The sequence below is a fragment of the Micromonospora sp. NPDC093277 genome (genome assembly GCF_044765245.1).
Lineage (GTDB): Bacteria > Actinomycetota > Actinomycetes > Mycobacteriales > Micromonosporaceae > Micromonospora.
Genome location: NZ_JBIWJO010000015.1, coordinates 131064 through 156461 on the forward strand (window position 1 = coordinate 131064; position 25398 = coordinate 156461).

A 25398-nucleotide genomic window follows, 5' to 3' on the forward strand; every position below is an offset into this window, starting at 1 on the left:
GCCGCCACGGACCGGCCACCGCCCGCACGGGAGGCTGGGACAGGGGACGGCGATGGCCACCTACGAGTACCGCTGCCTGCAGGACGGCAGCTTCGACGTCACGTTGCCGATCGGGACGGCCGGCCCCACGCTGTGCTGTCCGCGCTGCGGGGGCCCGGCCGGGCGGATGTTCTCCGCGCCGCGGCTCGCCCGCACACCGGCGGCGCTGCGCGAGGCGATCGACCGGTCGGAGCGCAGCGCGGAGCGGCCGGACGTGGTCGGGCGCGTACCAGGTGGTCACCCCACTCGCCGTTCGCCGAATCCCGCTCACGCCCGCCTGCCCCGATGGTGACCCGGCTCGGGCGGCCGCACCCACCTTCCCCGCGCCGGCGGGCGGATCGAAAGGCGGTACACCGTGCCTGAGCTGCTGTTCGCTCTCGACTCGAGCAAAAGGTTCACCGACCAGAAAAAGGTCGGGCACAACCGCTGGCATCCCGACATCCCACCGGTGGCGACGGTCCGACCGGGTCAGACGTTCCGCGTCGACTGCCGCGAATGGTTCGACGGGGCGATCCACAACGACGACTCGGCCGAGGACGTCCGGGACGCTCCGCTGAAGCGGGTGCACGCCCTCAGCGGACCGTTCGCCGTGGCGGGTGCCGAGCCGGGCGACCTGCTCATGGTCGACATCCTCGACATGGGTCCCATCCCGCAGGAGGACTCCGGCCCCCTGGCCGGCCAGGGCTGGGGTTACACCGGCATCTTTCCCACCAACAACGGCGGCGGATTCCTCACCGAGCAGTTCCCCGACGCCTACAAGGCAATCTGGGATTTCAAAGGCCACCAGGCCACATCCCGGCACATCCCCAGGGTCTCGTTCACCGGCATGTCCCACCCGGGGCTGATGGGCACCGCCCCGTCCGCCGCGCTGCTGGCCACCTGGAACCAGCGCGAGGGAGCGCTGATCGCCACCGCGCCGGATCGGGTGCCGCCACTGGCCCTGCCGCCCGAGCCGGAGAACGCGATCCTCGGCACCCTCACCGGCGCCGAGTTCGACCGGGTTGCCGCCGAGGCGGCGCGCACCGCTCCGCCCAGGGAGAACGGCGGCAACCAGGACATCAAGAACTTCACCGTCGGCAGCCGGGTCTTCTACCCGGTGTACGTGCCCGGCGCCAACCTGTCCGTCGGCGACCTGCACTTCTCCCAGGGCGACGGGGAGATCAGCTTCTGCGGTGGCATCGAGATGGGCGGCTTCATCGACCTGCACGTCGACCTCATCAAGAACGGCATGCAGACGTACGGCGTCGCCGAGAACGCGATCTTCCTCCCGGGAAACACCCCGCCCCAGTTCAGCCGGTGGCTCGCCTTCTCCGGGTTCTCCGTCACCCTCGACGGCGAACAGCGCTATCTCGACTCGCAGCTGGCCTACCAGCGCGCCTGCCTGCACGCGATCGAGTATCTGGCCCGCTTCGGATACCGGCCCGAGCAGGCGTACCTACTGCTGGGCGCGGCACCGATCGAAGGCCGGTTCTCCGGCGTGGTGGACATCCCCAACTCCTGCGCGACCGTCTACCTGCCCACCGAGATCTTCGACTTCGACGTACGCCCCACCGCCGCCGGCCCCACCAAAATCGACCCGGGCCCCGGCGCGCCGAAGGCCAGCATGCGTTAGCGCCGTTGAAGACGCGTACTCGGCGATCCGTTCGACGGTTCGGCCGGTCCTCGTCTCGACGAGGACTCAAGCCATGGCGCGATCCGTGGCGCGGTCACGACCAGCGCGACGGCGAGCACCGCGATCACCGCCTGCCCGATCCGGCCGGCAGTGACTCCTCCGGCGCGATCCAGCGCGTAGTTGGCGTACCCGTTCGCCAGGGCGTCGGTGGTGAGAACGACGCAGCCCAGCACCAGCCCTTCGACCCGGCGCAACGCCAGCAGCAGCGCGGCGAGCGGATCCAGCACCGTCAGCGACAGGAAGTAGAGGGACAGCCAGGCGGGGGTCGACGCGGGCGGACCGGCCCTGCCGCCGAACAGGTCGATGACGTGTACGACTCCGCCGTACGCGAACACGGAGGCGGCGGCCACGACGGCCACCCGAACCCAGCGCGGCGCGCCCGTCCATCGCCCACTGCCCACCCGGCCATCATCCCTCGCCGGCCCGGTCGATCCGCTCACCCGGTGCCGGCCGGGCAGAGGCACTAGGTTGAGCCCATGTATTCGACTCGCGTCTCGCAGCACGTCAAAGCCCCGCGCGCAGCCGTCTACCGAGCGCTGGTGGATGCCGACGCGATCGCCAGATGGCGGGTACCAGCCGGCATGAGCAGCCACGTTCATCACTTCGAAGCTCGTGAAGGCGGTTCGTTCCGCGTCTCGCTCACCTACGACACGACCGATGGTGCCGGCAAGTCGTCGGCCCGCACCGACACCTACCACGGTCGTTTTCTCCAGCTCGTCCCGGACGAGCAGGTGGTCGAAGAGTTCGAGTTCGAGACCGGTGACCCGGCGTTTCGCGGCGTCATGACGATGACCACCTCGCTCGCTGACGCGGAGGGCGGCACCGAGGTCCTTGTCGTACACGAGGGCCTGCCGGACAGCGTCCCCGCCGCCGACAACGAGACCGGTACGCGCATGGCACTGGCAAACCTCGCCCGGCTCGTCGAGACCGGCGAGGTCTGAGGCATGCTCGAGGCCGGCAGCCGCACGCGGGCGCAGCCGCCCCCACCGGCTGTCGTCTTCGAGGCGCTCACCGAGCCCGACCGCGACCCGGCGCGGCCCTGGCTGCGGCTGCTCGACGACGAGCAAGCACCCCGGATCCTGCACGCCGAGCACCCGCACCTGGTCGTCTGGTCATCGCTGTGGCCCCGGCGAGCGGACGCTCAGGTACGTTTCGACCTGGCGCCCGACGGCGGATCCGGTACGCGGTTGTGCTGGAGTCTGCTGGTCGCCGAGCCTTTGCCCGATCCGTCGCTGCTGGGACACCTGCGCAAACGGCTCAACGAACTGATCAACGCGAACCTGCGCTACGCCTTCGGCCAGTAGGCAGAGCCACCGACCCGGTCGACGTCCGCCGCCCTACGCCGCGGCGGGGTGAAGGTCCCCACGCGCTACTGTCTGCCGGGTGGTGATCAACGAATGAGTCCACGACAGCAGACTGCCGGCAGCATGGTCGTACGCTCCTGGCTGGCCGCCCGCCTCACGCCGGGTGGCGCGCTCGGTCTGCCGTTGACCGTCAGCTTCCTGATGATCGCCGCCGCCGGGTGGGGGCTCGGCGAGCTCGCCGACAGCGTACGGGAGAACGACGACCTGGCGGCAGGTGACGCCGGGGCGACCGCCTGGATGGTCGCTCACCGGACCGGATGGCTCACCGCCGCGCTGCGGGTCGTGACCGACCTGGGCGGGGTCTGGATGGCGTTGGCGTTGGTCGCCGTCGCGGCACTCGGCATCCCCCTGTCCGGCTCCCGATGGCGCACCGCGGCGCTGATGGCGCTGGTCACCGGTGGCACCAGCGCCCTGGTCAACGGTGTGAAGCTGCTGATCGCCCGCCCCCGGCCGACGCTGCCGGAGATGATCTCGACGGCGAGTGGCTTCTCGTTCCCGTCCGGCCACAGCGCGCAAGCGGTCGCGGCGTACGCGTCGCTGGCGTACCTGATCGGTCGTCGCTGGCCGGTGCCGGCGGTGCGGGTGTCGGCCTGGGCGGGCGCCGGGCTGGTGGTGCTGCTGGTCGGCTTCTCCCGGCTGTATCTGGGCGTGCACTGGCTCACCGACGTGCTGGGCGGCTACCTGCTCGCCGCGGCGTGGACGACCGCAGTCTGGGCGGCCGTCCGGCTCGCTACCTCCAGCGGCGGCGCCGCGTCGCGCCGGCAAGATCAAGGTACGGCTGAACCGTAGTCGTTGTCGGGTGCGCCCTCGCGGTCGGCCCGGACCTTCGTATCCTGGCCATATCCAGGACCGTGGGGGGCGGCATGGACGACGACGCGCGCGAGCAGGCACTGATCACCGCCCTGACCACCGAGCATTTCGTGCTCCAGACCTCCCGCAGCGCCACGATCACCGAGTCCGTCGGGCGGGCGACCGTGTTCCTGTCGCTGCTCTCCGCCTCGCTGATCGGGCTGGGCTTCGTCTCCAGCAGCGGGCACCTGACCAAGCCGTATCTCGGCGCGGTGCTGCCGACCCTGGTGATCACCGGGCTGCTCACCTTCGGCCGCCTGGTGCAGAACATGGTGGAGAACTCGCTGGACCTCAAGCGCATCCAGCACATCCGCGCGTATTACCACCGCCGGCTCGCCGGCGAGCACACGTTCTTCGCCGACGCCGTGACCGGCGGGGGCGACGTCCAGGCGATCTCGGCGGCGGTGGCGAGCAAGCCCGTTCGCTGGCAGTTGCTGCTGACCACGGCGGCGATGGTCGGCGCCGTGAACGCGCTGCTGATCGGCCTGTGCGCGGCCCTGCTGACCGGGGTGCTGGGCGGATCGGCGGGGCTGGCGATCGGGCTCGGCGTGCCGGTTGCGCTGGTCGCCTTCGCCGCTCAGGTCGCGTACATCAAGCGGGCCTCGCTCTGGCTGACCGGCTGACCGGCTGACCGTCGCCGTGCCGCGTGGTTAGTCACCCGCAGGCGGGGTACGCGTGCGGCGGCCGGCTGAGCCTCTCCTGCCCACTACCCTGTCCGGGAGGAACAACCGATGTCACACGACTATCGCAAGACCTCCGAGGCAGTCTCCCAGCTGTCGCCGGAGCAGTACCGGGTGACTCAGGAAGCCGGGACGGAACCAGCCTTCGACAACGCGTACTGGGACAACAAGGAGCCGGGCATCTACGTCGATGTCGTCTCCGGTGAACCCCTGTTCGCCTCGGTCAACAAGTACGACAGCGGAACCGGCTGGCCGACCTTCACCATGCCGGTCGAGTCACGGAACGTGGTCGAACGCGAGGAGTCCAGCCTCGGCATGGCCCGTACCGAGGTCCGGTCGGCGCACGGGGACAGCCACCTCGGGCATGTGTTCGACGACGGGCCCGTGGAAACCGGCGGTTTGCGGTATTGCATGAACTCGGCGGCGCTTCGGTTCGTTCCTCGGGACGACCTCGAACGCGAAGGCTACGGCGAGTATCGCCGACTGTTCTGAGCATCGTCGCCGGAACCACCCTGTTGCCTCGGCGGCGGTGCGCTCAACCGGCGAGACGGCGCAAGCCACCGCGCCACCGCCACTCGCCGGTCAGCCGCCCGGTGCGGCCCTCGCGCGAACGCCCTCCATTCCGGTGAACGACGGTCCAATCGGCGTTGGTCGGGTCAGCCGACGGGATCGCGGGCTCCGCGCACCGTGACGAGCGCCAGCCCGGTGGCGAACACCAGTCCGGCACAGAGCATGGCGCCGACGTCATGGCCCGGACGAGCCGGCCAGATCCAGGGGGTGGTCAGGGCCGGGCCGTGCCACTGCGTGTACAGCGCGTACACGGAGATAATCAGGTAGGCCGCCGGGCCGGTCCAGGCCAGCGCTCCGCCGAGCACGGCGGCGCAGAGCAGGCCGACGCCGGTCACCCCCGCCGTGTTGCGCAGCACCTCCAGGGTGCCGCCCGCCAGGTGCATTCCGGTGCCGGCCGCGGCCAGGGCGCCGGCCGCGACGGTGGTCAGCGCCAGCACCGTGCTCAGCCGAAGGATCGGCAGCCACCGGCCGGTGGCGCGTTCCGGGCCGCCGAACGGGCTTGCGGTGGCGACCACGATGACCGCGGCGCACCCGGTCTCGAAGATCAGCGGCAACTGCAGCGCGCCGTACGCGTTCCAGGGCCGGTGCAGCGCGACCCGCAGCAGGACAGCGCAGGCCGCGATCGCGGCCAGCGCCGCCGGGACCCGGCGGCTGGCCAGGTGCAGACGCGTCAGGCGCAGGCCCGGCCGAAGCGCCCGGCCGAAGCCCACTCCCCCGGCCGGCGCCTGACGTGCTTCCTCCGCGGTCATGGCAGCTGCGCCAGGCTGATGTGGCCGGCCCGCAGCGCGGCCAGATGTTCCCTGAGCCAGGCTCGCCGGGCCGCGACCGGCAGCGCGGCGAAGCGCTGAGCCGCGGCGGAGATCTCCGGGTCCGGCTCCGCGGCGTTGGTGTTCAGGATCGCCGCCACGACCGCCTGCTGTGCGGGGCTGGTCTTACGGCCCGCGTCCACGACGCTCGCCACGATCGCGCGTCCGCCGTCCGTCGCCACCGCGGCGGCCAGTTCGCGGGTGGTCTTGGTGGGGCCGAGCAGTTGGTTGGGCAGGAGCAGGTGGAACACCGGCATCGGGCCGCTCGACGACGGGGAGTCCGCGCGGACCTCGACGGTGTTGTCCGGTCCCTGTTGATATTTCGCGGCGGCTTGTTCGATGCGAACCGGCGCGCCGGGCAGGCCCGCCACCTCGTTGAGCACCGGTTCGAGGGCGTCCGCCACCACGGGCAGGTAGAAGGCGTGGGCGGGGTGCAGGCAGACCGGGATCGACGTGTGGCTACAGACCGGTGTGTAGCGGATCGGACGCTCGTCGGCCGGATCGTGCAGGGCGGGGATGGAGATCATGCCGTGCGCGTCGAGCCGCCCGGTGCCGGCCAGCGCGACGGCGGTGCCGGCCGCGAGCAGGCCCGCCGCGGTGCCGGCCGCGGCACACCGGCGCAGCCGCCGACCGCCGGCGCCGGTGGGCAGACCGAGTACGCCCAGCAGCGCCGCGGTGAGGCCGGCGAGGAAGATCACCTGGGTGATGGGCAGGTCGGGCAGGTAAGGGTGGAAGATCGCGGCCCCCTCATCGGGGCCGATCTCCCAGGGACCGGCGACCAGCGGGGATATCTGCCAGTACGACTGGTCGCCGTGGATGAACTGCACGCCGATCTCGAGCGCGAGAAACGCGCCGACCGCGACCAGTGGTGGGGTGAACCGGCTGGGGCGCAGTGCCCCGGCGACGAACCCGAGCGCGGTGAACGCCGGAACGCTCGCCGCGCCGACCACCGCCGGCCACCACAGTGGCCCGCCCCAGGCGCCCTGCCAGGCGGTGGCAACGTACCCGGCACCGACACAGCCGAGGTAGGCGACGACCGCCCACCCGGTGGTGGCGGCCCAGGCGGCGAGTTGGCGGGCCCAGCGCGGTCGGGCGGTCCCCACCACCAGGTCGGCCAGGCCGTGGCGGCCCTCCCGCGACCCCGTCCAGGCTGCGGCGCCGACCACCGTCGGCGCGAAGACCGACACCGCGCCGGTCTGCATGGTCATGGCGCGGACATTCCACAACGGCGGGTACGCCATGCTCTGCCGGTAGCTGACGAGCCAGAACAGCGCGGCGGTCAGCGGCAGCATCCACAGCATCGCGTTGCGACGCAGTTCCAGCCGCAGCAGCCGCCCGGCCGCGGCGAGCCGACGGTGCGGGGCCAGCACCGTCCGGGCCGGTGCTGGCGCTGCAGGCGCGGCGGTCATGACCGTGCCTCCGCCAGCATCGCGCTGTATCCGCGTTCCAGCGGGGAATCTCCCGCCGCGTCGGTGCCCTCGGCGCGGACGGTCAGCTCCTGGGGTGTGCCACGGAAGACGATCCTTCCGCGATCCATCAGGCCGACCTCGGTGCAGGCGGCGCCGACGTCCTCGACCAGGTGCGTGCTGACGATCACGGTGGCGCGCTGGCCGACATCGCGCAGCAGGGCACGCAACGCCACCCGCTGCTCGGGATCCAGCCCGGCTGTCGGCTCGTCCAGCAGCAGCAGTTCGGGATCGTTGACGATCGCCTGTGCGATCCCCACCCGGCGCAGCATCCCGCCGGAGAGGGTACGCAGCTTCGCCTTCGCCTGATCGCCCAGGCCCACCCGCTCGACGGCGGCCGCCACCGCGCGGTGCACCTCCGCCGGCGGCATCTCCTTCAACAGGGCGAAATACTCGACGAACTCCACGACCGTGAACCCCGGGTAGTAGCCCAGGTTCTGCGGCAGGTAGCCGAGCCGGCGTCGGATCTGCTTGCGCTGCCCGTAGTCGCGGGGATCGCGGCCGAGCAGCAGCATCCGCCCGGATGAGGGCGGCAGCACTGTGGCCAGCATCCGCAACAGCGACGTCTTGCCCGCCCCGTTCGGGCCGAGCAGTCCGAACACTCCGCGTCCGGTCGCCATCGTCACCCCGGCCACGGCCTGGGTTCGGCCGAGCCGACGGGTCAGGTCGGTGATCTCGACGTTCACGACACTCCTCTCGGGATCCGGGTCGCGTACAGCACGATCGCCGCGCAGCTGCCGGCGACCGCCAGGTAGGGAAGAACCAGTGCGGCCTCGGTGGCCGCGGCGGTCAGCCGCCCGGCGACCGCCTGCGCGGACAGGACCGTGATCACCCAGCCGGCGACGCCCGCCGCCACGCCCACGTTCGCCGATCTGGCGAGCGTCGCGGCCGCCAGGGCCAGCGCGCACACCGCGGTCATCGGGACCAGCCAGCCGAAGGTGACCGCCGTGGCGACTCCCGACGAGGCCGAGGCGGCCACCCCGAGCACCGCGTTCAGGCCGAACACCGCCAGCGCCCGGACCAGCAGCACCATCCGGTCGCTGACCGCCATGCTGTATGACAGTTCCCAGGCGGGGTCGACCCCCGGCCCGTACGCGTACGCGATGCCCGTCGCGGCGATGCCCGGGGCGAGCAGGGCCACGTACGGTGTCCCGGTCCCCCGGGTGGCCAGCGTTCCGGCGGCCAGCACCACCGCGGTGGCAATGACCCACCCGAGCAGCAGCGACGGTGTGGTCACCAGCGCCCGGGCCAGGCCGGGCGAGCGCAGCACGCGCGCGGTCAGTCGCTCCACCGGCCCGGGGCGGCGCCGCCACACCTGGGCGGCCACCCCGATCCACACCCTGCGCAGATCGACGTCCACCGGCTTCGCGCGCTCGCCGGCCACCTCATGGCCACCGGTCATCGTCCGCTCCCGTCCCGCAGCGGCCGGTGCCGCCGCAGCGCCTCCCGCAGCAGCCGGCGGACCTGGTGCGCGCGGCTCTTCACCGTGCCCTCGGGAACGTCCATCAGCTCAGCCACCTCCGCCACCGCCCTGTCCTCGACGTACATCAGCCGCCACGTCTCGCGCTGCGGGCTGCCCACCGGGCCCAACGCCTCGACGGCGTCCGCCAACTCCAGCCTGGACAGTGCTGCCTCCACCGGGTCCGCGGTCTGCGGCTCGTGGGTGACGCCCACCGCGGACAGCGACGCCTCGGGCTGCCCCCGCCGGCGCAGCCACAGCGCGGCCTGCCGGCGGGCTATCCCCCACAGCCACCCGCCGGCGCCCTCCAGCCGGTAGCCCCCCGCCCCGCGCCAGGCCGCCAGGAACGTCTCCTGCAGCACGTCCTCCACGTCGGCGGCAGGCAGCACCGCGCGCAGTCGGGCGGCCACCCACGGCGCGTGTCGCGAGAACAGCTCGCGTAGTGCCGTGTCGTCACCGCCCGCCATGGCAGCGATCAGCTCATCGTTCTCCATCGCCTTCTCTGTTGCGTCTCGGCCGCAGGAGGTTCACCGACAACCTCACATTCTTTCTCGGCTGTCGCGCGCCCCTCGCCGGCCGCCGTGGTACGCGGGCCCGCCGTTCGGCGCCGCGAAGGAGCCGTCCGGGCGCGGGAGCAGCGCGACGGAGCCGGCGAGGTCGAAACCGGGCGCCGCGCTCACCTCAACGGCGAGCGCGGCTCCGTCGGTGCTCGGGCCGGGCAACTCTGGCCGGGGCTCAATCCTCCCGGATCCGGCGTCCGGTGACGGAATTGTTTCCGGCAGATCGGGAAGGCCGTCCCATGGCCTTTCGGGGTGCCCGGAACCAGCGTCCCCGCGATCCGGCAGGGCCCGAAGGCCGGGCGCGAGAACTCGTACGGCATTTTTTCGCCACCCGGCAGCTGGCCGCCATCGGGGTGATCGCTGTCCAGGCCGGGCTCGCCACGGCCACGGCCTGGATCATCGCGACGGACTTCCTCGGCCGGAACGCGCCGGTCTTCGCACCCGCCGCCGCCCTCGCCACCATCGCCTCCGCCACCGGTCAACGCACCAGGCAGACCGTGGAACTGCTCATCGGCGTGGGGCTGGGCATCACGGTGTCCGACGCCTTGCTCTATTTCATCGGCAGCGGGCCGTGGCAGATCGCCCTGGTCGTCTCCAGCTCCATCGCACTCGGTCTGTTGGTCGCCGGCCGCAGCGGCGCCCTGGTCAGTCAGGCCGGCGCCACCGCCACCCTGTTCGCCACGCTCGCCGGCAACCAGCGCAACCTCGAACTGCCCCGCATCCTCGACGCCGCCGTGGGCGCCTCGGTCGGTTTCCTCGCGGTGGCACTGCTGCTGCCCCTCGACCCGCTGCGGGCCGTCGACCGCGCCGCCAAGCCGTACTTCGCCAACCTCGCCGCCGCCATCCACACCACCGCCCAGGCCCTCGCCGCCGGCGACCGGAGCCTGGCCATGCAGGCGATGGGCCGGCTCGACACCGTCGACACCGAGGCCAAGCGCCTGAACGAAGCGTTGCTGGGCGCCGAGGAGGTGGTGACCATCGCCCCGTGGTGGCGTCGCCAGCGCCGCCGCCGTTACCAGCAGATCCGCGCGGCCGCCGACCATCTCGACGGCTTCACCACCGACATCCGGGTGATGATCCGTCGGGTTGCCACCCTTCTCGAATACCACGAACCACTCCCGCACACCCTGCATCAGGGGGTCAGTGCCCTCGGCGACGCCCTGGCCCATCTTCGCCAAGGGTTCGCCACCGACGAAGAGTCAGGACATACCCGGCAGAGCATCCTGGATGCGGCGCGCTTGGCCGGGCAGAGCGACCGGCAGCAGATCGGCGCGTTCGGCGAGACGATCACGCTGCAGATCCGCAGCGCCGCCAGCGACCTGTTGCGCGCGACGGGCGTCACCCCTCAGGAGGCCAACCAACTGGTTCGGGAAGCGGCCACCGACGCCGGGAGGGACCGACAGGGCGGGCGGAGCGGGAATGACCAAACGGCGACATAACGCTTGGCTATCGGTTGATTTCTGAGCGTACCGGTCGATGAGATCGTGTGGAGATGATCACCGCTGGTCACGACATCGCTGCTGGATTGCCGCACCCCTTCCACGTCGACGCCGACGGCGTGAACCGCCCTCCCGGCCCCGAGAAGCACCCGTACTACGCACGATTCGCCGCCTCCGGATCCGGCGTGGTGCCGATCGTCCGCCAGGTCGCCGGCGAGCTGGTCCCCGCCTTGCTGATCTGCCGGTACGCAGACGTGCGGGAGGTGCTCCGCCGGCAGGACGTGTTCTCCCGGGCAGCCGCCGCGCACGCCGACCAGATCGACGTGACGGGAACGATGCTCGGCATGGACGGCCCGGAGCACGCACGGGTGCGGGGCACGGTCAAGGACTCGTTCACGAAGCCGGCGGTGGCCGAACTGCGCCCCACCGTACAGGCGGCGGCCGAGGCCCGGCTGGCCGAGCTGATCGCCGGCGGCCGCCCGGCCGATCTGGTCCGGGACTTCGCCATCCCCTTCACCCTCGATGTCGTCTGCGACCTGCTCGGCCTGCCCCGGGAGGATCGCTCGCAGTTCCGCCGATGGGGCGACATGTTCCTCGGAGCCGGCGATCTCAGCCGCGCCGACGCCGCCCGGTCCGCCGGCGAGATGGGCGGCTACGTGTGGAGCCAACTCGACCAGCGACGCGGCTGTCCCGCCGGCGACCTGCTGACCCGGATCGCGACGGCCGCCGCCGACCAGCCGACGGACATCCAGGTCAAGTTGCCGATTTCACTGGTGGTGGGCGGTTGGGAGACCGCCGCCAGCTCGATCGCCACCTTCGTCCACGTGCTGCGTTCCCGCCCGTACGAGGGCACCCGGACCGGGTGGGAGCACCTGCTCGATCATCCGGAGCAGGTGGACTCCGCCGTCACCGAGCTGGAACGGCTCTATTCCACCTCCAACGGAGACGAAATGCCGCGCCGCGTGATGGCGGACGTGGAGCTGCCCAGCGGCGCCCGGCTCGCCGAGGGCGACATCGTCATCCCCTCGCACGACGCCGCCAACCGCGATCCGGCGGTCTTTCCCGATCCGGAGCGGATGGACTTCGATCGCGATCCGAACCCGCACCTGTCCTTCGGGTACGGCCCGCACTACTGCATCGGCGCCCACCTGGGCGCTCTCGAGGTCCGTACCGCCATCGCGCTACTGCTGCGCGAGCTCCCCGGCCTGCAACTCGCGGTGCCCGCCGAGGAGGTGTCGTGGAAGGCGGGGCACGCGATCCTCGGCCCGACGGCGTTGCCGGTGACCTGGTGACCGGCCAGCCGTCGCAGCCGAAGATTTCCAACAGAAGTGCCGCCTGACATTGAAGCTTCTTTTCGAAAGCGGATAGGCTCCCGGGAAGATCTACCGTCCACCTTGGAGGTACTGACCATGCGTAAGCTGATGTCAGCGGTCGGAGCGGGCGCGTTGCTGACGGCGGGGCTGTTCGTCGGCGCCGCGCCGGCACAGGCGGCGACCTGCACCCTGGTGCAGTCCGAGATCTACAACGGGGCCAACATCATCGCTTGGGCGCGGGGCCTGCAGGGCTGCGCCGGTGACGTCTACTGGGAGATCCAGTCGGGCGACAGCGGCGGCTGGCAGGTCACCGAGAACGGCACCACCTACTACGACAACCAGGTCGGCAACTACTACGGCGACATCGACCTGCCGTGCTACCTGCGCGTCTACGCGAAGTTCGGCGCTCAGGAGAAGCTGACGCAACCGGTGCGCAACAACAACTGCGGCGGCTGACAGCCGACGCCGGGCGGGGCACCACCCGCCCCGCCCGGCTCACCACCGGTTCGCGCACCGAGGGACGATGTCGGCCACCAGGCAACGGCCTCCCGCCCCTCAGATGGCCCTGGTCCCGGCCCGGGCCCACGCACCTGGCGCACGGGCCCGGAGTGCTCGGGCTCGCTCCGCCACCCGTTACCGGGCGCCAGGCCGGTGATGGGGCCGGCCACGCAATGTCGTCGATGGCGAGCCACGGCGCGACGGCCACGGCCGTGGGCGTAAGCCCGGCGAACGCCTTGACCTCGCGGTGAAGGTGGGCCTGGTCGACGTGGCCGGTCTCGGTGGCAACGCTGCCGCCGCGGCCGGTTCCAACCGGATCTGGAGGCACTCAGCGACCCCGCCACCGGTTGCCCGAAGATCGCCGGGCAGGAGCCCGATGACGACAGTGCCGCAGTCGTGTCGGCCGTGGGTGTCGAAGACGAGGCCCTCACCCTCGGTCAGGTCGACGATCAGGGTGACGGCTGGGTGCGCGACCATGGCGACGTCCACGAGTGCGGGGACACGTTGGCGGAACCCGGCCATGCTGATCCCCGAAGCCGGTCTGACGGGCGCGGGACTGCGATCTCCACCGACGCCCAGTCGGGTGGCAACCCGGTCGACAGCACGTGAACAGTCTATGCCTGAGAAGTCACGGGCGAGGTTCCAGCGGCCGTTGCCGTAAAACCCAGCAGCAGTGCGCTGGTCCTCTCGGGCTCTTCGAGCATGGGCATGTGCCCGACGCCCGGCAGCAGCTCGACCCGCGCCTTCGGCACCGTGTCGTACTGGTGCGCGGACGACGGCTCCCAGCGGGGGTCGGCAGCGCCGAAGATCACCAGCACGGGGACCTTGAGGGCGGCGAGGCGTTGGGGCACGCTCCGCTCGGCGAGGTACGCGGTGTAGCGGCGCAGCAGCGTCCGCATCGCGCGGTACGTGATACCCCGTACGTCGGCGACCAGGTCGTCCGGGATCTCCACCGGGCGGGCGCACGCCACGCTGATCCCCCTGCGGATCATCGCGTCGGAGCGCCTCCACCAGAGCAACGGACCGAAAGGCGGGGCCAACAGGGCCCGAAGAAGGACCGGCTGCGGAAGGAGCGCACCGGTACTCGGGCCGGTGCTGATCAACGCGAGCGACCCCACCAGGTCGGGGCGCTGTTCGGCGAGCGCGGTGGCGAGGTAGCCGCCGCTGGAGTGCCCGACGACGGCGACACGACGAAGGCCGAGATCGTCGAGCACCGCCGCCACCCGGCCTGCCTGCACCGGCACGTCGTATGAAAGGCCAGGCGGCGACTGGCCACAGCCCGGGAGGTCAACCCGGATGACGTGATGGTGGACGGCCAGTGCCGGGACGACCGGGCTCCAGGAGGCGCCCGAGGCGCCCGATCCGTGGATGAGTAGCAGCGGCGGCGCCTGCCGCGGGCCGTCGTGGACAACGTGCATTGCCTGCGATCGCTCGACGTCGTACTCAGTCATGAACGGGATCGTGCATGGTCTGCCGGCCGGAAGTCTTGGACAAATGTCGTCGTGGAGTGCGCCCGGGGCCGACCCTGAGCTGACGCGGCCTGGTGCGAGGTGTGCCTCCGGTCTGCGTTCGACGGCGCCGGCCCGGACGAGGCGCCGCTGGGGAGATCGCTACGGCGTGCCGGGAAGCCGCACCGTGACGAGGAGTCCGCCGGCGGGGCGGGGGACGAGGTCGAGGGTCCCGTCGTGGGCGCGGACGATGCTGTGCACGATGGCCAGGCCGAGACCGACGCCGGCGTGCTCGTCGGCGCGTACGCGTTCCGTTCCGCGCTGGAAGGGTTCGGTGAGGGTCGGTACCAGTTCGGGTGACAGCCGACGACCCGTGTTCTCGACCTGCAGCACGCTCGTGTCGCCGTGCGCATCGGTGTGGACCCGCACGGTGCCGCCGGCGGGGAGGTTGTGGACGATGGCGTTCTGAACGAGGTTCATCACGATCCGCAACAGCAGCTCCGCGGAGCCGCTGGTGTGGGCCGCCCCGCCGGTGACGTCGAGCGTGATCCGGCGCTGTTCGGCGAGGGGAAGCAGCGTTTCGGCGGCTTCTTCGGCGAGGAGGGAGAGGTCGGTCCTCTCGCGGGTGACGTTTCCGCGGTCGCCGCGGCTGAGCAGCAGGAGGGCCTCGGTGAGGTCGATCGCCCGCGTATTGGCAGCGTGCAGGCGTTCGATGAGTTCGTCCCGGTCCCGCGTGGATTCCTTGCGGGCGACGTCGAGCAGCGTCCGCGAGATCGCGAGCGGGGTGCGCAGTTCGTGGGAGGCGTTCGCGGCGAACCTCTGTTGTTCGGCGACGTGGGACTCGAGTTGTTCGAGCATCGAGTCGAACGCGTCGGAGAGCTCACGGAACTCGTCCTGGCGGCCCTGCATCCGGATCCGGTGCGATAGCGACCTGTTTCCGGCCAGCCGTGCCGCATCCGTGATCTGTGTCAGTGGTGCGAGCATCCGGCTGGCGAGAATCCACCCTCCGACGAGGCCGAACGCCAGTAGGAATGCCAGCACTGCGGCTGCCCTCGGAGCGAAAACGTGCAGGAGGTTGGACCGAACAGGAAAAACGCCATTAGCGGGAATGCCGGTGGAGGCGGAGACGATAAGTGCACGCTCGGGGACATAACGCAGGAGGAACACCCATACCGTCGCAAGCAGCAGAACGCCGGCAAGCATGAGGAATCCGGCGTAGCTGAGGGTGAGTTTGACCCGAACGCTCAACCCAGGGGCCCTATCCACGCTCGCCTCCCTCGTGTCCGGCCTCTGATCGCGGGTCGATGCGGTAGCCGACACCTGGCACGGTGGCGATGAGCCATGGCTCGCCGAGTCGTTTGCGCAGTGCGGAGACGGTGATGCGCACGGCGTTGGTGAGGGGGTTGGCGTTCTCGTCCCAGGCCCGTTCCAACAGGTCTTCGGCGCTGACGACACCGCCTTCGGCGGCGACGAGGACTTCGAGCACGGCGAACTGCTTGCGGGTGAGCGCGACGTAGCGTTCGTCGCGGAAGACCTCCCGGCGGAAGGGGTCGAGCCGCAGGCCCGCGATCTCGCGGACCGGAGGCCGGGCGTGCCCGCGTCTGCGGTCGAGCGCTCGCAGACGCAGGACGAGTTCCCGGAGCTCGAACGGCTTGGTGAGGTAGTCGTCGGCACCGAGCGCGAACCCGGAGGACTTGTCGTCGATCCGGTCGGCAGCGGTGAGCATGAGGATCGGGATGCCGCTGCCGGAGGCGACGATGCGCCGGGCGACCTCGTCGCCGGAGGGGCCGGGGATGTCGCGGTCGAGAACCGCGAGGTCGTAGGAGTTGACGGTGAGCAGCTCCAGGGCGGTGTCGCCGTCGCCGGCGATGTCGGCGGCAATCGCCTCCAGCCGCAGACCGTCACGGACAGCTTCGGCCAGGTGAGGCTCGTCCTCCACGATCAGCACGCGCATACCGGAAGCCTATTGTCCGCACGAACTGTCGCCCACACGTGCACACCCGGACAACGGCTCAACCTGCCGATACGGGTGTGGGGCGAGGCTGATCCGGCGACACCTGCGCCGTGGTGCGCCACCAGCGGCGCGACGCCAGCCCGGCCAGCACGGCGCCGGCCGCGTTGACCAGTACGTCATCCACCGACGACACCCGATCCAGCCGGAAGACGTATTGTGCGGTTTCGACCAGAATCGAGCAGCCTGCCCCCAGTGCCAGGATCCGCGGCACGGACGCCAGCGCCGCGAATCGCATCGGCGCGAAGAACCCCAGCGCCGCGAAGATCAGCAGATTGCCGCCGATCCCGACCGGCCCCATCGTGACCAGATCCCGCAGCGGGACCAGGCTCACCCGGCCGGGGACGACGCCGACCCCCGGCCCCGGCATCAGGGTCAGCCATACCATCGGCACCGTCCCGTAGGCCATGCCCACCTCGGCCAGCGACGTCCGCCATGCCGAGGTGACGCCGGCGGCACGCCGACAGCGCGCCAGCGCCCACACCACCAGAGCGGCCAACGGCAGCCCGACCAGCATCATGAGCAGCACACCGTTGAACGTATCGAAGCAGCCGTGCCACTGCCCGGCCATGCACCTCGGAGCGGACATCAGGAGCGGGCGCCGCACGACGAACGCCACGCCCGCCAGACCGAGGATCGCCAGGCCAACGCCCACGATCCTGCGCGTACGGCGGGGCGGTGCCGGCAGGGATGAACTCTGGTTCACGCCCCCATCAGAGACGGAGGGCCGTTGCGATGGCGTATGCAATTTTGCATACGCCCGCGATACACGGCATCCCCGGCGTCCTTGCCCGGCACCGCGGCCCCGACCAGTGCCCGCAGCCGACCGTCGACGTCGATGGGCAACCGGCCCACGACCCGGACGGTCACCGTGTGCTCGGCCTGTTACCGAGCGAACGCAGGCCACGCGGACGTGGAAGGCCGAGTGCCGGAGCACGCAAGGCGTGCTCCGGCACCGGTCGGGGAGCCAGCCGGCACCGGCTCGCCGTCATCTCCTCACAGGCGGGCCTTCAGGTAGGCGCCGGCCGCGAGCAACTGCGTGCGGGCCGACTTGTTGGTGGCGGTGCTGGCCGCCTCCGCGTACCGGTCCAGGGCGGCCTTGGCCTGCTCCGGCCTGCCCGCCGCCGCCGTGCTCTTGGCCGCTTGGAGCTGGCCGAACAGGTGGTCGGCGAGGTCCTCGCTGATCAGTCGGTCCGCCTGGTACCGCCGCACCAACGCCTGGGCGTTGTCGTAGGTGGCGACGACCTCGAAGGCAACCGTCGCCTCCGTGGTGTTGCCGGCCAGGTCGGTCGCCGCGACGGTCAGCTTGTGCTCGCCGGCCGTCGGTGCGACACCCGCACCGCTCTCGATCGCCGCTCCGTCCAGTCTGAGGGCCACCGAGTCGACGCCCGACGTGGCGTCCCGTGCCGTGGCGGCGATCGGCAGTGACCTGCCGAGGTCGTACCTGCCGCCGTTCGCCACGCCGTCGACGGTCACCACCGGGTCCGTGGTGTCAACGTTCAGGGACACCGCTTTCAGCGCGGAGATGTTGCCGGCCTCGTCGATCGCCCGGAGCCGCAGCTCCCGCCGGCCGTCCCCGGTCACCTGGATCGGCTCACGGTACTGCGTCCAGTCGCCGTCGCCGTCGACGAACTCGATGCGGACGGGGCCGCCGCGGTCATCGCTCGCCGAGGCGGTGACCGTCACCGCCGAGTTGTACCAGCCGCGCTTGCCGTTCGGCTCCGCCGGGTCGACCGACACGGTCAGGCTCGGTGCCGTCGTGTCGAGAATCCGGAAGTAGTCGAAGCCGACCGTAACCGGCTGCACCTGCTCCGGACCCAGCGCCATCAGGCCGAACGAGGTCATCGCCGCGTCGTTGGTGACCGGCTGGCCGAGCGAGGTCCAGTTGACCCCGCCGTCGCTGATCTGGGCCGAGTAGGTGTTTCCACTCCGGCTCAGCCGCAGGTAGTACCAGCCGCTCTCGGACGAGTCGGCGATGTCGATCGACCGGTTCCCGCCATTGCCGAACTGTGCGTTGCGTTCCGAGACGAGCTCGGCGCGCAGGTCCGTCGGCGTTCCGACGTTGTTGTTGGCCACGACGTCGAACTTCACGTAGTTGTCGTCGTTGTTGTAGACCAGGAAGCCGGCCAACTGCCACTTGTGCAGCATCGTCGGCGTCAGCCGGGTCTCGATCGTCCAGTCGCCGGCGGCGACGTCAGCGGGGATCTTCTGCAGGATGAAGTTCCGCGGCGAGTCGTTGTTGGTGCCGTTGATGTCGCCCGGCTGGGTCTCGATCCGCAGCGCACCGCCGCTCACCGCTGCCTTGGTCGAGTCGTACCGCACCACCGAGTTCCATCGGCAGCCGTCGAGCGTGCTGCCGTCGAACTCGTCGCTGGGCGCGCGGACACCGTCGTCCGTGCCGTCCGGCGTGATGGTGAAGTGGTCGAACACGGCGTTGACCTGTGCCGTCCCGGTGTCCCCGGCGGCCATCGGGCCGACGGTCGCGTTCGGGATGACGTTCGCGGAGCCGGCGAGCGCCGTCCAGGTCTGGCCGTCGGCGGAGTACGCCGCGGTCAGCTTCTGGCCGTCGCTGACCAGTCGCAGGTGCGCGGTGGACGGGAAGTCGGCGGGCAGGCCCACGTTGGCGTGCCAGGTCCGCGTCCCGCCGGCCTCGGTCTGGAACTCCATGATCCGGCCGCCGGACGAGTTGCGGGTGAACGCCAACTTGACGTAGTCGTTGTCGGTGCCGTGCATGAGCAGGCCGGCGTGCTGCCACTCACGGTTGTGGGGGACGGTCACCTTCGTGGTGATCGTCCACGGTCCGACCTTGGCGCGCTGGCCGGTGTAGCTGATCGGCCCGGTGTTCGCCTCGTTGATGTCGCCGTTGGTGACCGGCAGCACCAGCCCGCCGTTGGTGACCCGCACCGGCAGGTTCGGCGCGTTCCGCACCGTGGTCCACCGGTTGGTGTTCAGCGTGTCACCGTCGAAGGTGTCCGAGCCGCGGATCGCGCAGCCCGGAGCGGTCTCCGGCGGTGCCGGGTGGATGGCCTTGTCGACCAGGGTGAAGCCGGTGAACTTCGCCTCGCTGGTGGCCGAGGCGTTGTGCGCGGTGACCGCGAGGCCGATGTCCTGCGGGCTGGCGGCGCCGGGCAGCGTCACCGGGTCACCGACCAGGGTGAACGACTTCCCGTCCTTGCTCCAGTAGCCGTAGTACTTTCCGCTGTCACGCACGATCCGCACCCAGGCCGGGTAGCTCGTCGTGCTGGCGCCGGTGCTCGCGTCGAGTTGGCCGTTGCCGTCGGTGTCGCGCAGCCACTCGAACCCGGAGCCCGCCCGCATTGTCATCGCCGCGTACCCGGGCGACTTTCCGGGCTGGGTGATGTCGTTGCGGACGATCAGACCGGCCTTGGCGGAGTTGTTCGTGTTCGTCTGGCTCTCGATCTTCACGGTGGCGGTCCAGGTGTTGCCGGCTCCCGCCGGCAGGTACACCGAGCCGTACTGGTCGGTGCCCTGCCACATGTTCTCGCCGCCGGCGTTGATGATCCACGTGTCCTGGTCCGGCCGGTCGAACGCGGCGGTGGTGTTGCCGTAGGTCTGCCAGGCTCCGTAGAGGTCACCGACCTCGACCTGCACGACGCGGGACCTCGTTTGGTGGCCCTTGTTGTTGGTCGCGACCGCGGTCAGCTGGTAGCGCTTCTCCGTGGACGCGTTCCACTTCATGGTGTACGGCGCAGTGGTGTCGATGCCGATCGACGTGCCGTCCACGAAGAACTCGACCTTGGTGATCGTGTTCTCCGCGTCGCTCGCGGCTGCGGTCACCTGGATCTCGCCTGGCTTCAGTGAGTCAGCCGGCGTCGGGGAGGTCACCGCGATCTTCGGCTTGCTCGTCGGCGAGACGCCCTTGCCGTCGGCCTCGATGAAGTTCAGGCGCCGTTCACCGGCACCCGGGAACACCGCGTACAGGGTGAACGTTTCGCCGGGGTCGGACACGTCGACCGGGACGTCCACGTAGCCGCCGCCGCTGGTCGGCGGCACCTGCGCGGTGCCGAGCAGCTCACCGTCCGGCGCGCCCCGCCGCAGTTCGATCCTGCTCGCGGTGGCGGCCGACGCGCGCACGATCAGTCGGTCGACGTTGCGCAGGTTGACCGGGTCGTACGACGCCCAGGCCCCGTTCTGGCCGACGATGGAGCTGCCGTGGCCCTCGACGTCCCGCGACGAGACGACCGTCATGTTCGACGAGTTGTCGAAGAACTCCGCCTCCCGCTGCTTCGGGAACATCAGGGTGGTGTCCGAACCGGTCAGGCTCGGGATGCCGCCCGAGCCGCCGGAGTCGGCGTAGCGGCCGTCGATCGCGTAGAAGACGTTCATGTCCTCGCCGTGCCCGCCGCCGAGGTCGGCGACCACCTTGCCGGTGCGTCCGTGCAGCGGTTCGGCCGGGTGCGCGTGCTCGTCGTGGCCCATCGCCGGCTGGATGATCACGTCGGCGTCGTCGATCTGGGTGTCTTCGGCGTCGGTGACCGACAGGTCCCAGCTGATCTCGTCGCCGAAGTCGAAGAACGCGCCGTTGGGCGGCAGGTTGAACTTCACCTTCGGTCGGGTGTTGCCGACCGTGATCGGCACCGTCGCCGTCCCGGTCTTGCCGGCCGGGTCGGTCACCGTGAGCCGGGCGTTGTAGACGCCGTTCGTGGTGTAGGTGTAGCTCGGCTTCAGCTCGGTGGAGTCGACGGTGCCGTCACCGGTGAAGTCCCACTCGTAGCGCAGTTGCTCGTTCTCCGGGTCGGTGCTGCCGGAGCCGTCGAAGCGGACCTGCAGCGGCGCCTGTCCGGAGTCCGGCGACGCGCCGATCTTCGCCGTCGGTGAACGCGAGCCGGAGATGTAGTCGACCCGGTACAGCCCCGAGTTCGGGTTGTCGCGGCCGAAGCCGCCACCCCAGTCCAGCACGTACATCGAGCCGTCGGGGCCGAACTTGGAGTCGATCGGGGCGAGGAACTCCTGCTGCGGAAGGAATGGGTTGACCTTCTCGACCCCGCCCTGCCCGTCCGGGAGGATCGAGTACATCTTGTTCCGCGACCACTCGTAGAAGAACGGTTTGCCGTCGTAGGACGCCGGGAACTTGGTGTCGGACTCCAGGTTCGGGTCGTAGTTGTAGAACGGGCCGCCCATCGGAGCCAGGCCGCCGCCCTGCGGGATGACCGACGGCACCGAGGAGCGCTTGTAGCCGTACCACATCTTGGCCGGCTTGGCGGCCGGCAGCTCGGTGAGGCCGGTGTTGCGAATCGAGTCGTTGATCGGCTTCTTGCAGTCGAAGTACGGGCCGACCGTCACCGGGTTCGTCCGGTAGTCCACGTCCCGGAACGGCTCGTTGTTGCCCATGCACAGCGGCCAGCCGTAGAAGCCGGGCTCGGTGATCAGGTTCCATTCGGCGATGCCGGCGGGTCCGCGGTCCGGGTTGTCGTTGCTGTTGTCCGGCGAGTAGTCCGCCATCCCGATGGCCCCGGTCTTCGGATCGATCGAGAACCGGAACGGGTTGCGGAAGCCCATCGCGTAGATCTCCGGCCGAGTCTTCGCCGTGCCCGGCGCGAACATGTTGCCCGCCGGGATGGAGTAGGTGCCGTCCGGCTCGGGGCGGATCCGCAGCAGCTTGCCGCGCAGGTCGTTGGTGTTGGCCGAGGTCGCCCGCGCGTCGTGGAACGTGCCGTCCCGTTCGGACAGTGGCGCGTAACCGCCGGACGGCTCGGAGTGCGGGTTCACGTCGTCGCCGACGCTCAGGTAGAGGTTCCCGTCCGGGCCGAACGCGAGGCCGCCGCCGGTGTGACCGGGCTCGTCGGGTAGCCGGCGGGCCGGCACCTCGAGCAGGACCTTCTCCGTGGCGCGGTCGATCTGCGAGCCCGGCCCGACGGTGAGCCGGGACAGCCGGCTGAAGAAGTTCGCCGGGTCGCTGTCGTTCGTGCTCGCCGGCGCGTAGTAGATGTAGAGGTAGCCGTTCTGGGCGAACTTCGGGTCGAGCGCGATGCCGAGCAGGCCGTCCTCACCGCCGGAGTACACCGGGATCGTGATCGCGGTGGAGGTGGTCTTCGTCCGCGGGTCGTACACCCGGATCTGGCCGCGCACCAGCTCGGTGAAGAAGACCCGGCCGTCGGGCGCGACGTCCATGGCGAACGGGGCGCTGGTGTTCTGGTCCAGCGGGACCCGTTCGAACTGGTCCCACACCGTGCCGCCGCAGTCGCCCTCGACCAGGCCGGCCGCCCACCGCACACCGCCGACGATGTGCTGCACCAACCCTGGCTCGCCGGTGTAGTGCGCCCCGAAGTGGCCCATGCCGGTCATCCAGGCGCGGCCGCCGTCGTACGGCTTGCACCACGAGATCGGGTGGTCGTAGCCCATGGCGTTGCCGCCCGGGTCGTACGTCGTTTCGTCCATCGTGGCGAGCACGTGCGCGTTTCCGCGGACGTTGAGCGAATAGTTGTACCACTCGTCGGCGCGATCCCACCGCTGCGGCAGGTGCGCGGTCGACGGGTGGCTGTGGTCCTCGACGCGGACGGTGCCGGGCAGGCCGGGGCTGGTGCCGGTGGCGGCATGGCCGGGCATCAGCGCGCCGATCATGTTGTCCCACCACGCGTAGTTGCCGCGCATGTCGGTCGCGTTGTGGATGGCGACGATGCCGTGGCCGGCCTTCATGTAGCGTTCCATCGCCGCCTTCTGGTCGGCGGTCCACGGGTCGCCGGAGGCCTGGAACATCACCAGGGCGTCGAAGTGCGCGAGGTCTTCGTCGTTGAAGATCGACGAGTCTTCGGTGTGCTGCGAGGTGATCCCGGCGCTGGCGAAGGCGGCCTGCAGCACGGGAACGCCCTGCTCGATCGCCTCGGTGTGCCGGAACTGCGTGGTCTTGGTGAAGATCAGCACGTGGGCTTGGCCGTGGTCGCCCGGGTGTGCGGCCGCCGGCGCCGGGCTGATCATGGACAGCGCGAGCGCGCCGACGACGGGTATCGCGAGCAATCGTCCCCACCGGGGACGCCAGGACACGTTCATCAGATTCCTTCCGTGGATACCCCGGCCTTCGGGCCGGGGAGGAAACGGACTCGCCGATGAAGCAGGAAGATCCACCCTGCGAGGGGAGGAGTCCCCCGCCTTCAGGCGGGTGGAGGAAGTCAAGACCGTGCGGCGTGCCGGCGCCGTCGGACTGGCGTGGAGTTGGTGGTCAGCTCCGGGGCATCACCGACCGCAGGAACGTGAGGCCGTCCACGGCGAGCGCGTCCTGGCTCGCGGCGAGCGGACGCCAGATGGAGGCGGCCGTCGCAATCGACGCGTTCTCCGCGGTGAACGACTCGATGCACAGCGGGCCCGTATAGTCCGCCTTGTCCAGCGCGGCGAGGATCGCCGGCCAGTCCAGGTGGTCGGTGCCGGGCGTGCCGCGGTCGTTGCCGCAGACCTGGACGTGCGCCACCCGGCCGGCGGCCGAGCGGATCGCCGCCGGGATGTCCGTCTCCTCGATGTTCTGGTGGTAGACGTCCAGCGCGACCCCGCAGTGCGGCAGGTCGCCGATCGCCTCGAGGGCCTGGCCGATGGTGTTGAGCAGGCTCGTCTCGTAGCGGTTGAGCGGCTCGACGGCCACCGTGACGCCGGCCGCGCCCGCGTGCTCGACGACGGGGGCGAGGCTGTCCCGCAGCTGCGCGTACGCCGCGGCCCGCTGGGTCGGTGACAGCCGCCAGGTCCGGCCGACCGAGGCGTACGCCGGTCCGGCGATCACCGGCGACCCGACCGTGGCGGCGGCGTCCACTACGCCGAACAGGTAGTCCTGGGTGGACCTGATGGTGGCCCGGTCCGCCTCGACCAACTCACGACCGGGTGGCATGACGAGACACACGGTGGCCCCGAGGCCGTGGTCGGCGAGCACCTGGGCGGCTCGCTTCGGCTCCCAGTCGCCCAGATTCTCCACCGGGAGTTCGAGCACGTCGAAGCCCCAACCGGCGACCTTGGCCGCGAGGGCGGCCAAGGTCGCGTCGGTCAGCGGCGAGGTCCACACCCAGGTGTTGACCCCGAGCGGATGTCTGCTCACTTCCAGGGTCCCGGGTAGCCCGGCATCGCCTCACAGCCGCACATCGCGTAGTGCAGTGGCGGCATGTCCTGCTTGACGTAGTCCTTGACGTCGTCGCCGGTGATCCGCGGCTGCGGCAGCACCCACTCCTTCGGCACCTGCTCGCCCTTGAGGATCTTCAGCGCGGCGATGATCGGGGTGCGCCACTGGTAGGTGGGATAGGTCGGCGCGACCGCGGTCAGGTTCTCGTCGACCCACATCCGCAGGAAGTCCTGCTGGTCCTCGCCGACGATGGCGGGCACGTCGACACCGGCGTCCTGGAACGCCTCGACCGCGGCGACGGCGGTCGCGCCCGCGTCCATCCACACGCCGTCGATCTTTCCTTCGCGCTGGATGTAGTCGGCCACGATGCTCTTGGTCTTGGCCGCGTCGCCGTCGGTGAACTCCACCCCGGCCACCTTGAGCTCGCTGCCGGCGAAGATCTCGTTGGCGGCCGCCCAGCGCTGCTCGAGCACGTCCACTCCGGGCAGGATTCGCAGGGCGAGGATCTTGCCGCCCGGCTTGACCTTTTCCTTGAGGAACTCCGCGCCGTTCGCGCCGAAGGCGAAGCCGCCGATGGGGTGGATGAAGGTGACCGGGCAGTTGGTGTTGACGCCTCGGTCGAACACGATCACCGGCACTCCGGTAGCGCACGCCTGCTCGACGGCCGGCGTCAGCGTGGCGGTGGTGTTCGGCGAGATGATGATCGCGGCGCATTTCTTGGCGGCCAGCGACTGGATGTCGCTGATCTGTTTGTCGTCCTTGGCCTCCGCATCCAGCACGGTGAAGGTGGTGATCTCCGGATGCAGCTTCACCTCCTGCTGCATGGTCTTGAAGCCCACCTGCCGCCACGGGTTGTCCACTGCCGCGTTGGAGAAGCAGAGGGTGTAGTTCCCGCCGGGCTTGGCGAACTTCGTGGTGTCGACCAGTTCCGGCTTGAGCATCTGCTCCCACGGTTTGCCGTCCGGCCCCTCTGGCGTGGCGTTGCGGAACGCCAGCTGGCGCTCGTACTCAGCCTGGTCGAAGAACTTCGACTTGCCGGCGGCCGAACTGGGTGATCCGCTGCCGGCGCTCTGGTCGTCGGGCAGGTCGCTCGAGCACCCGGCGAGCGCGAGCGCGCCCGCCACAGCCACCAGGGCCCATCTCTTGGTCATTATTTTTGTTCTCCTTA

General features: G+C 70.5%; 23 protein-coding genes. 10 read left to right on the top strand and 13 right to left on the bottom strand.

All coding sequences use genetic code 11. The features are described 5' to 3' along the window. Window positions 1-52 precede the first annotated feature (52 nt). Window positions 53-331, top strand: a complete 279-nt coding sequence (locus tag ACIRG9_RS27590; protein WP_402861950.1) for an FmdB family zinc ribbon protein — start codon at window positions 53-55, stop codon at window positions 329-331. Window positions 332-394: 63 nt separating this feature from the next. Then, window positions 395-1651: a formamidase gene (gene fmdA, locus ACIRG9_RS27595; protein WP_402861953.1), complete on the top strand. Its 1257-nt coding sequence runs from the start codon at window positions 395-397 to the stop codon at window positions 1649-1651. Here the strand turns inward: fmdA and ACIRG9_RS27600 are convergent. Further along, a complete protein-coding gene (locus ACIRG9_RS27600; RefSeq protein WP_402861955.1) occupies window positions 1648-2112 on the bottom strand; it encodes a hypothetical protein in 465 nt (154 codons plus the stop codon). The genes fmdA and ACIRG9_RS27600 overlap by 4 nt on opposite strands. A 75-nt stretch (window positions 2113-2187) precedes the next feature. Between ACIRG9_RS27600 and ACIRG9_RS27605 the strand changes: the two genes are divergently transcribed. The 5 genes from ACIRG9_RS27605 to msrB all read left to right on the top strand — a co-directional run bounded on the left by ACIRG9_RS27605 (window position 2188) and on the right by msrB (window position 5096). Continuing rightward, entirely contained in the window at window positions 2188-2652 is a 465-nt protein-coding gene (locus ACIRG9_RS27605) for an SRPBCC domain-containing protein (protein WP_402861958.1), read from the top strand. Between the two features lie 3 nt (window positions 2653-2655). Then, entirely contained in the window at window positions 2656-3015 is a 360-nt protein-coding gene (locus ACIRG9_RS27610; RefSeq protein ID WP_402861961.1) for a hypothetical protein, read from the top strand. 93 nt (window positions 3016-3108) lie between these two features. Continuing rightward, the gene (locus tag ACIRG9_RS27615) at window positions 3109-3864 is read left to right on the top strand and encodes a phosphatase PAP2 family protein (RefSeq protein WP_402861964.1); all 756 of its coding nucleotides are present in this window, start codon (window positions 3109-3111) and stop codon (window positions 3862-3864) included. A 74-nt stretch (window positions 3865-3938) separates the two neighbouring features. Continuing rightward, a complete protein-coding gene (locus ACIRG9_RS27620; RefSeq protein WP_402861967.1) occupies window positions 3939-4547 on the top strand; it encodes a hypothetical protein in 609 nt (202 codons plus the stop codon). Between the two features lie 108 nt (window positions 4548-4655). Then, a complete protein-coding gene (gene msrB, locus ACIRG9_RS27625; protein ID WP_402861970.1) occupies window positions 4656-5096 on the top strand; it encodes a peptide-methionine (R)-S-oxide reductase MsrB in 441 nt (146 codons plus the stop codon). A 164-nt stretch (window positions 5097-5260) separates the two neighbouring features. Here msrB and ACIRG9_RS27630 read toward each other — a convergent pair whose 3' ends face one another. From ACIRG9_RS27630 to ACIRG9_RS27650, 5 genes are read right to left on the bottom strand one after another with little or no spacing between them, the layout of a single operon-like run. Then, window positions 5261-5923 (bottom strand): hypothetical protein, encoded by a 663-nt coding sequence (locus ACIRG9_RS27630; RefSeq protein WP_402861972.1) that lies wholly within the window; start codon window positions 5921-5923, stop codon window positions 5261-5263. Next, a complete protein-coding gene (locus ACIRG9_RS27635; RefSeq protein WP_402861974.1) occupies window positions 5920-7389 on the bottom strand; it encodes a hypothetical protein in 1470 nt (489 codons plus the stop codon). The genes ACIRG9_RS27630 and ACIRG9_RS27635 overlap by 4 nt, the downstream gene beginning before the upstream one ends. Next, window positions 7386-8120 (bottom strand): ATP-binding cassette domain-containing protein, encoded by a 735-nt coding sequence (locus tag ACIRG9_RS27640; RefSeq protein WP_402862114.1) that lies wholly within the window; start codon window positions 8118-8120, stop codon window positions 7386-7388. The genes ACIRG9_RS27635 and ACIRG9_RS27640 overlap by 4 nt, the downstream gene beginning before the upstream one ends. Before the next feature lie 8 nt (window positions 8121-8128). Next, on the bottom strand, window positions 8129-8848 hold the full coding sequence (locus ACIRG9_RS27645) for a hypothetical protein (RefSeq protein WP_402861976.1): 720 nt from the start codon (window positions 8846-8848) through the stop codon (window positions 8129-8131). Next, entirely contained in the window at window positions 8845-9399 is a 555-nt protein-coding gene (locus tag ACIRG9_RS27650) for an RNA polymerase sigma factor (protein ID WP_402861979.1), read from the bottom strand. Before ACIRG9_RS27650 ends, ACIRG9_RS27645 begins: the two co-directional genes overlap by 4 nt. Before the next feature lie 305 nt (window positions 9400-9704). On the opposite strand from ACIRG9_RS27650, the gene ACIRG9_RS27655 reads away from it, so the two are divergent. The 3 genes from ACIRG9_RS27655 to ACIRG9_RS27665 all read left to right on the top strand — a co-directional run bounded on the left by ACIRG9_RS27655 (window position 9705) and on the right by ACIRG9_RS27665 (window position 12673). Continuing rightward, the gene (locus ACIRG9_RS27655; protein WP_402861982.1) at window positions 9705-10904 is read left to right on the top strand and encodes an aromatic acid exporter family protein; all 1200 of its coding nucleotides are present in this window, start codon (window positions 9705-9707) and stop codon (window positions 10902-10904) included. A 53-nt stretch (window positions 10905-10957) separates the two neighbouring features. Beyond that, on the top strand, window positions 10958-12196 hold the full coding sequence (locus tag ACIRG9_RS27660) for a cytochrome P450 (RefSeq protein ID WP_402861985.1): 1239 nt from the start codon (window positions 10958-10960) through the stop codon (window positions 12194-12196). A gap of 117 nt (window positions 12197-12313) precedes the next feature. Beyond that, the gene (locus ACIRG9_RS27665) at window positions 12314-12673 is read left to right on the top strand and encodes a hypothetical protein (protein ID WP_402861988.1); all 360 of its coding nucleotides are present in this window, start codon (window positions 12314-12316) and stop codon (window positions 12671-12673) included. A gap of 656 nt (window positions 12674-13329) precedes the next feature. Here ACIRG9_RS27665 and ACIRG9_RS27670 read toward each other — a convergent pair. From ACIRG9_RS27670 to ACIRG9_RS27700, 7 genes are all read right to left on the bottom strand, one after another. Continuing rightward, complete coding sequence (locus ACIRG9_RS27670; RefSeq protein WP_402861991.1) at window positions 13330-14166, bottom strand: alpha/beta fold hydrolase; 837 nt, start codon at window positions 14164-14166, stop codon at window positions 13330-13332. A gap of 159 nt (window positions 14167-14325) precedes the next feature. Next, window positions 14326-15411 carry a sensor histidine kinase gene (locus tag ACIRG9_RS27675; RefSeq protein WP_402861994.1) on the bottom strand — a complete coding sequence of 362 codons (1086 nt, stop codon included), beginning with the start codon at window positions 15409-15411 and terminating at the stop codon, window positions 14326-14328. Window positions 15412-15421: 10 nt separating this feature from the next. Continuing rightward, window positions 15422-16117 (bottom strand): response regulator transcription factor, encoded by a 696-nt coding sequence (locus ACIRG9_RS27680; RefSeq protein WP_402861997.1) that lies wholly within the window; start codon window positions 16115-16117, stop codon window positions 15422-15424. 58 nt (window positions 16118-16175) lie between these two features. After that, window positions 16176-16829, bottom strand: coding sequence for a VanZ family protein (locus ACIRG9_RS27685; RefSeq protein ID WP_402862000.1), 654 nt, complete (start codon window positions 16827-16829; stop codon window positions 16176-16178). Between the two features lie 341 nt (window positions 16830-17170). Further along, window positions 17171-23182, bottom strand: a complete 6012-nt coding sequence (locus ACIRG9_RS27690) for a ThuA domain-containing protein (RefSeq protein WP_402862003.1) — start codon at window positions 23180-23182, stop codon at window positions 17171-17173. 169 nt (window positions 23183-23351) lie between these two features. Beyond that, window positions 23352-24209, bottom strand: coding sequence for a sugar phosphate isomerase/epimerase family protein (locus ACIRG9_RS27695; protein ID WP_402862006.1), 858 nt, complete (start codon window positions 24207-24209; stop codon window positions 23352-23354). Beyond that, window positions 24206-25381: a substrate-binding domain-containing protein gene (locus tag ACIRG9_RS27700; RefSeq protein WP_402862009.1), complete on the bottom strand. Its 1176-nt coding sequence runs from the start codon at window positions 25379-25381 to the stop codon at window positions 24206-24208. The genes ACIRG9_RS27695 and ACIRG9_RS27700 overlap by 4 nt, the downstream gene beginning before the upstream one ends. Between the last annotated feature and the right edge of the window lie 17 nt (window positions 25382-25398).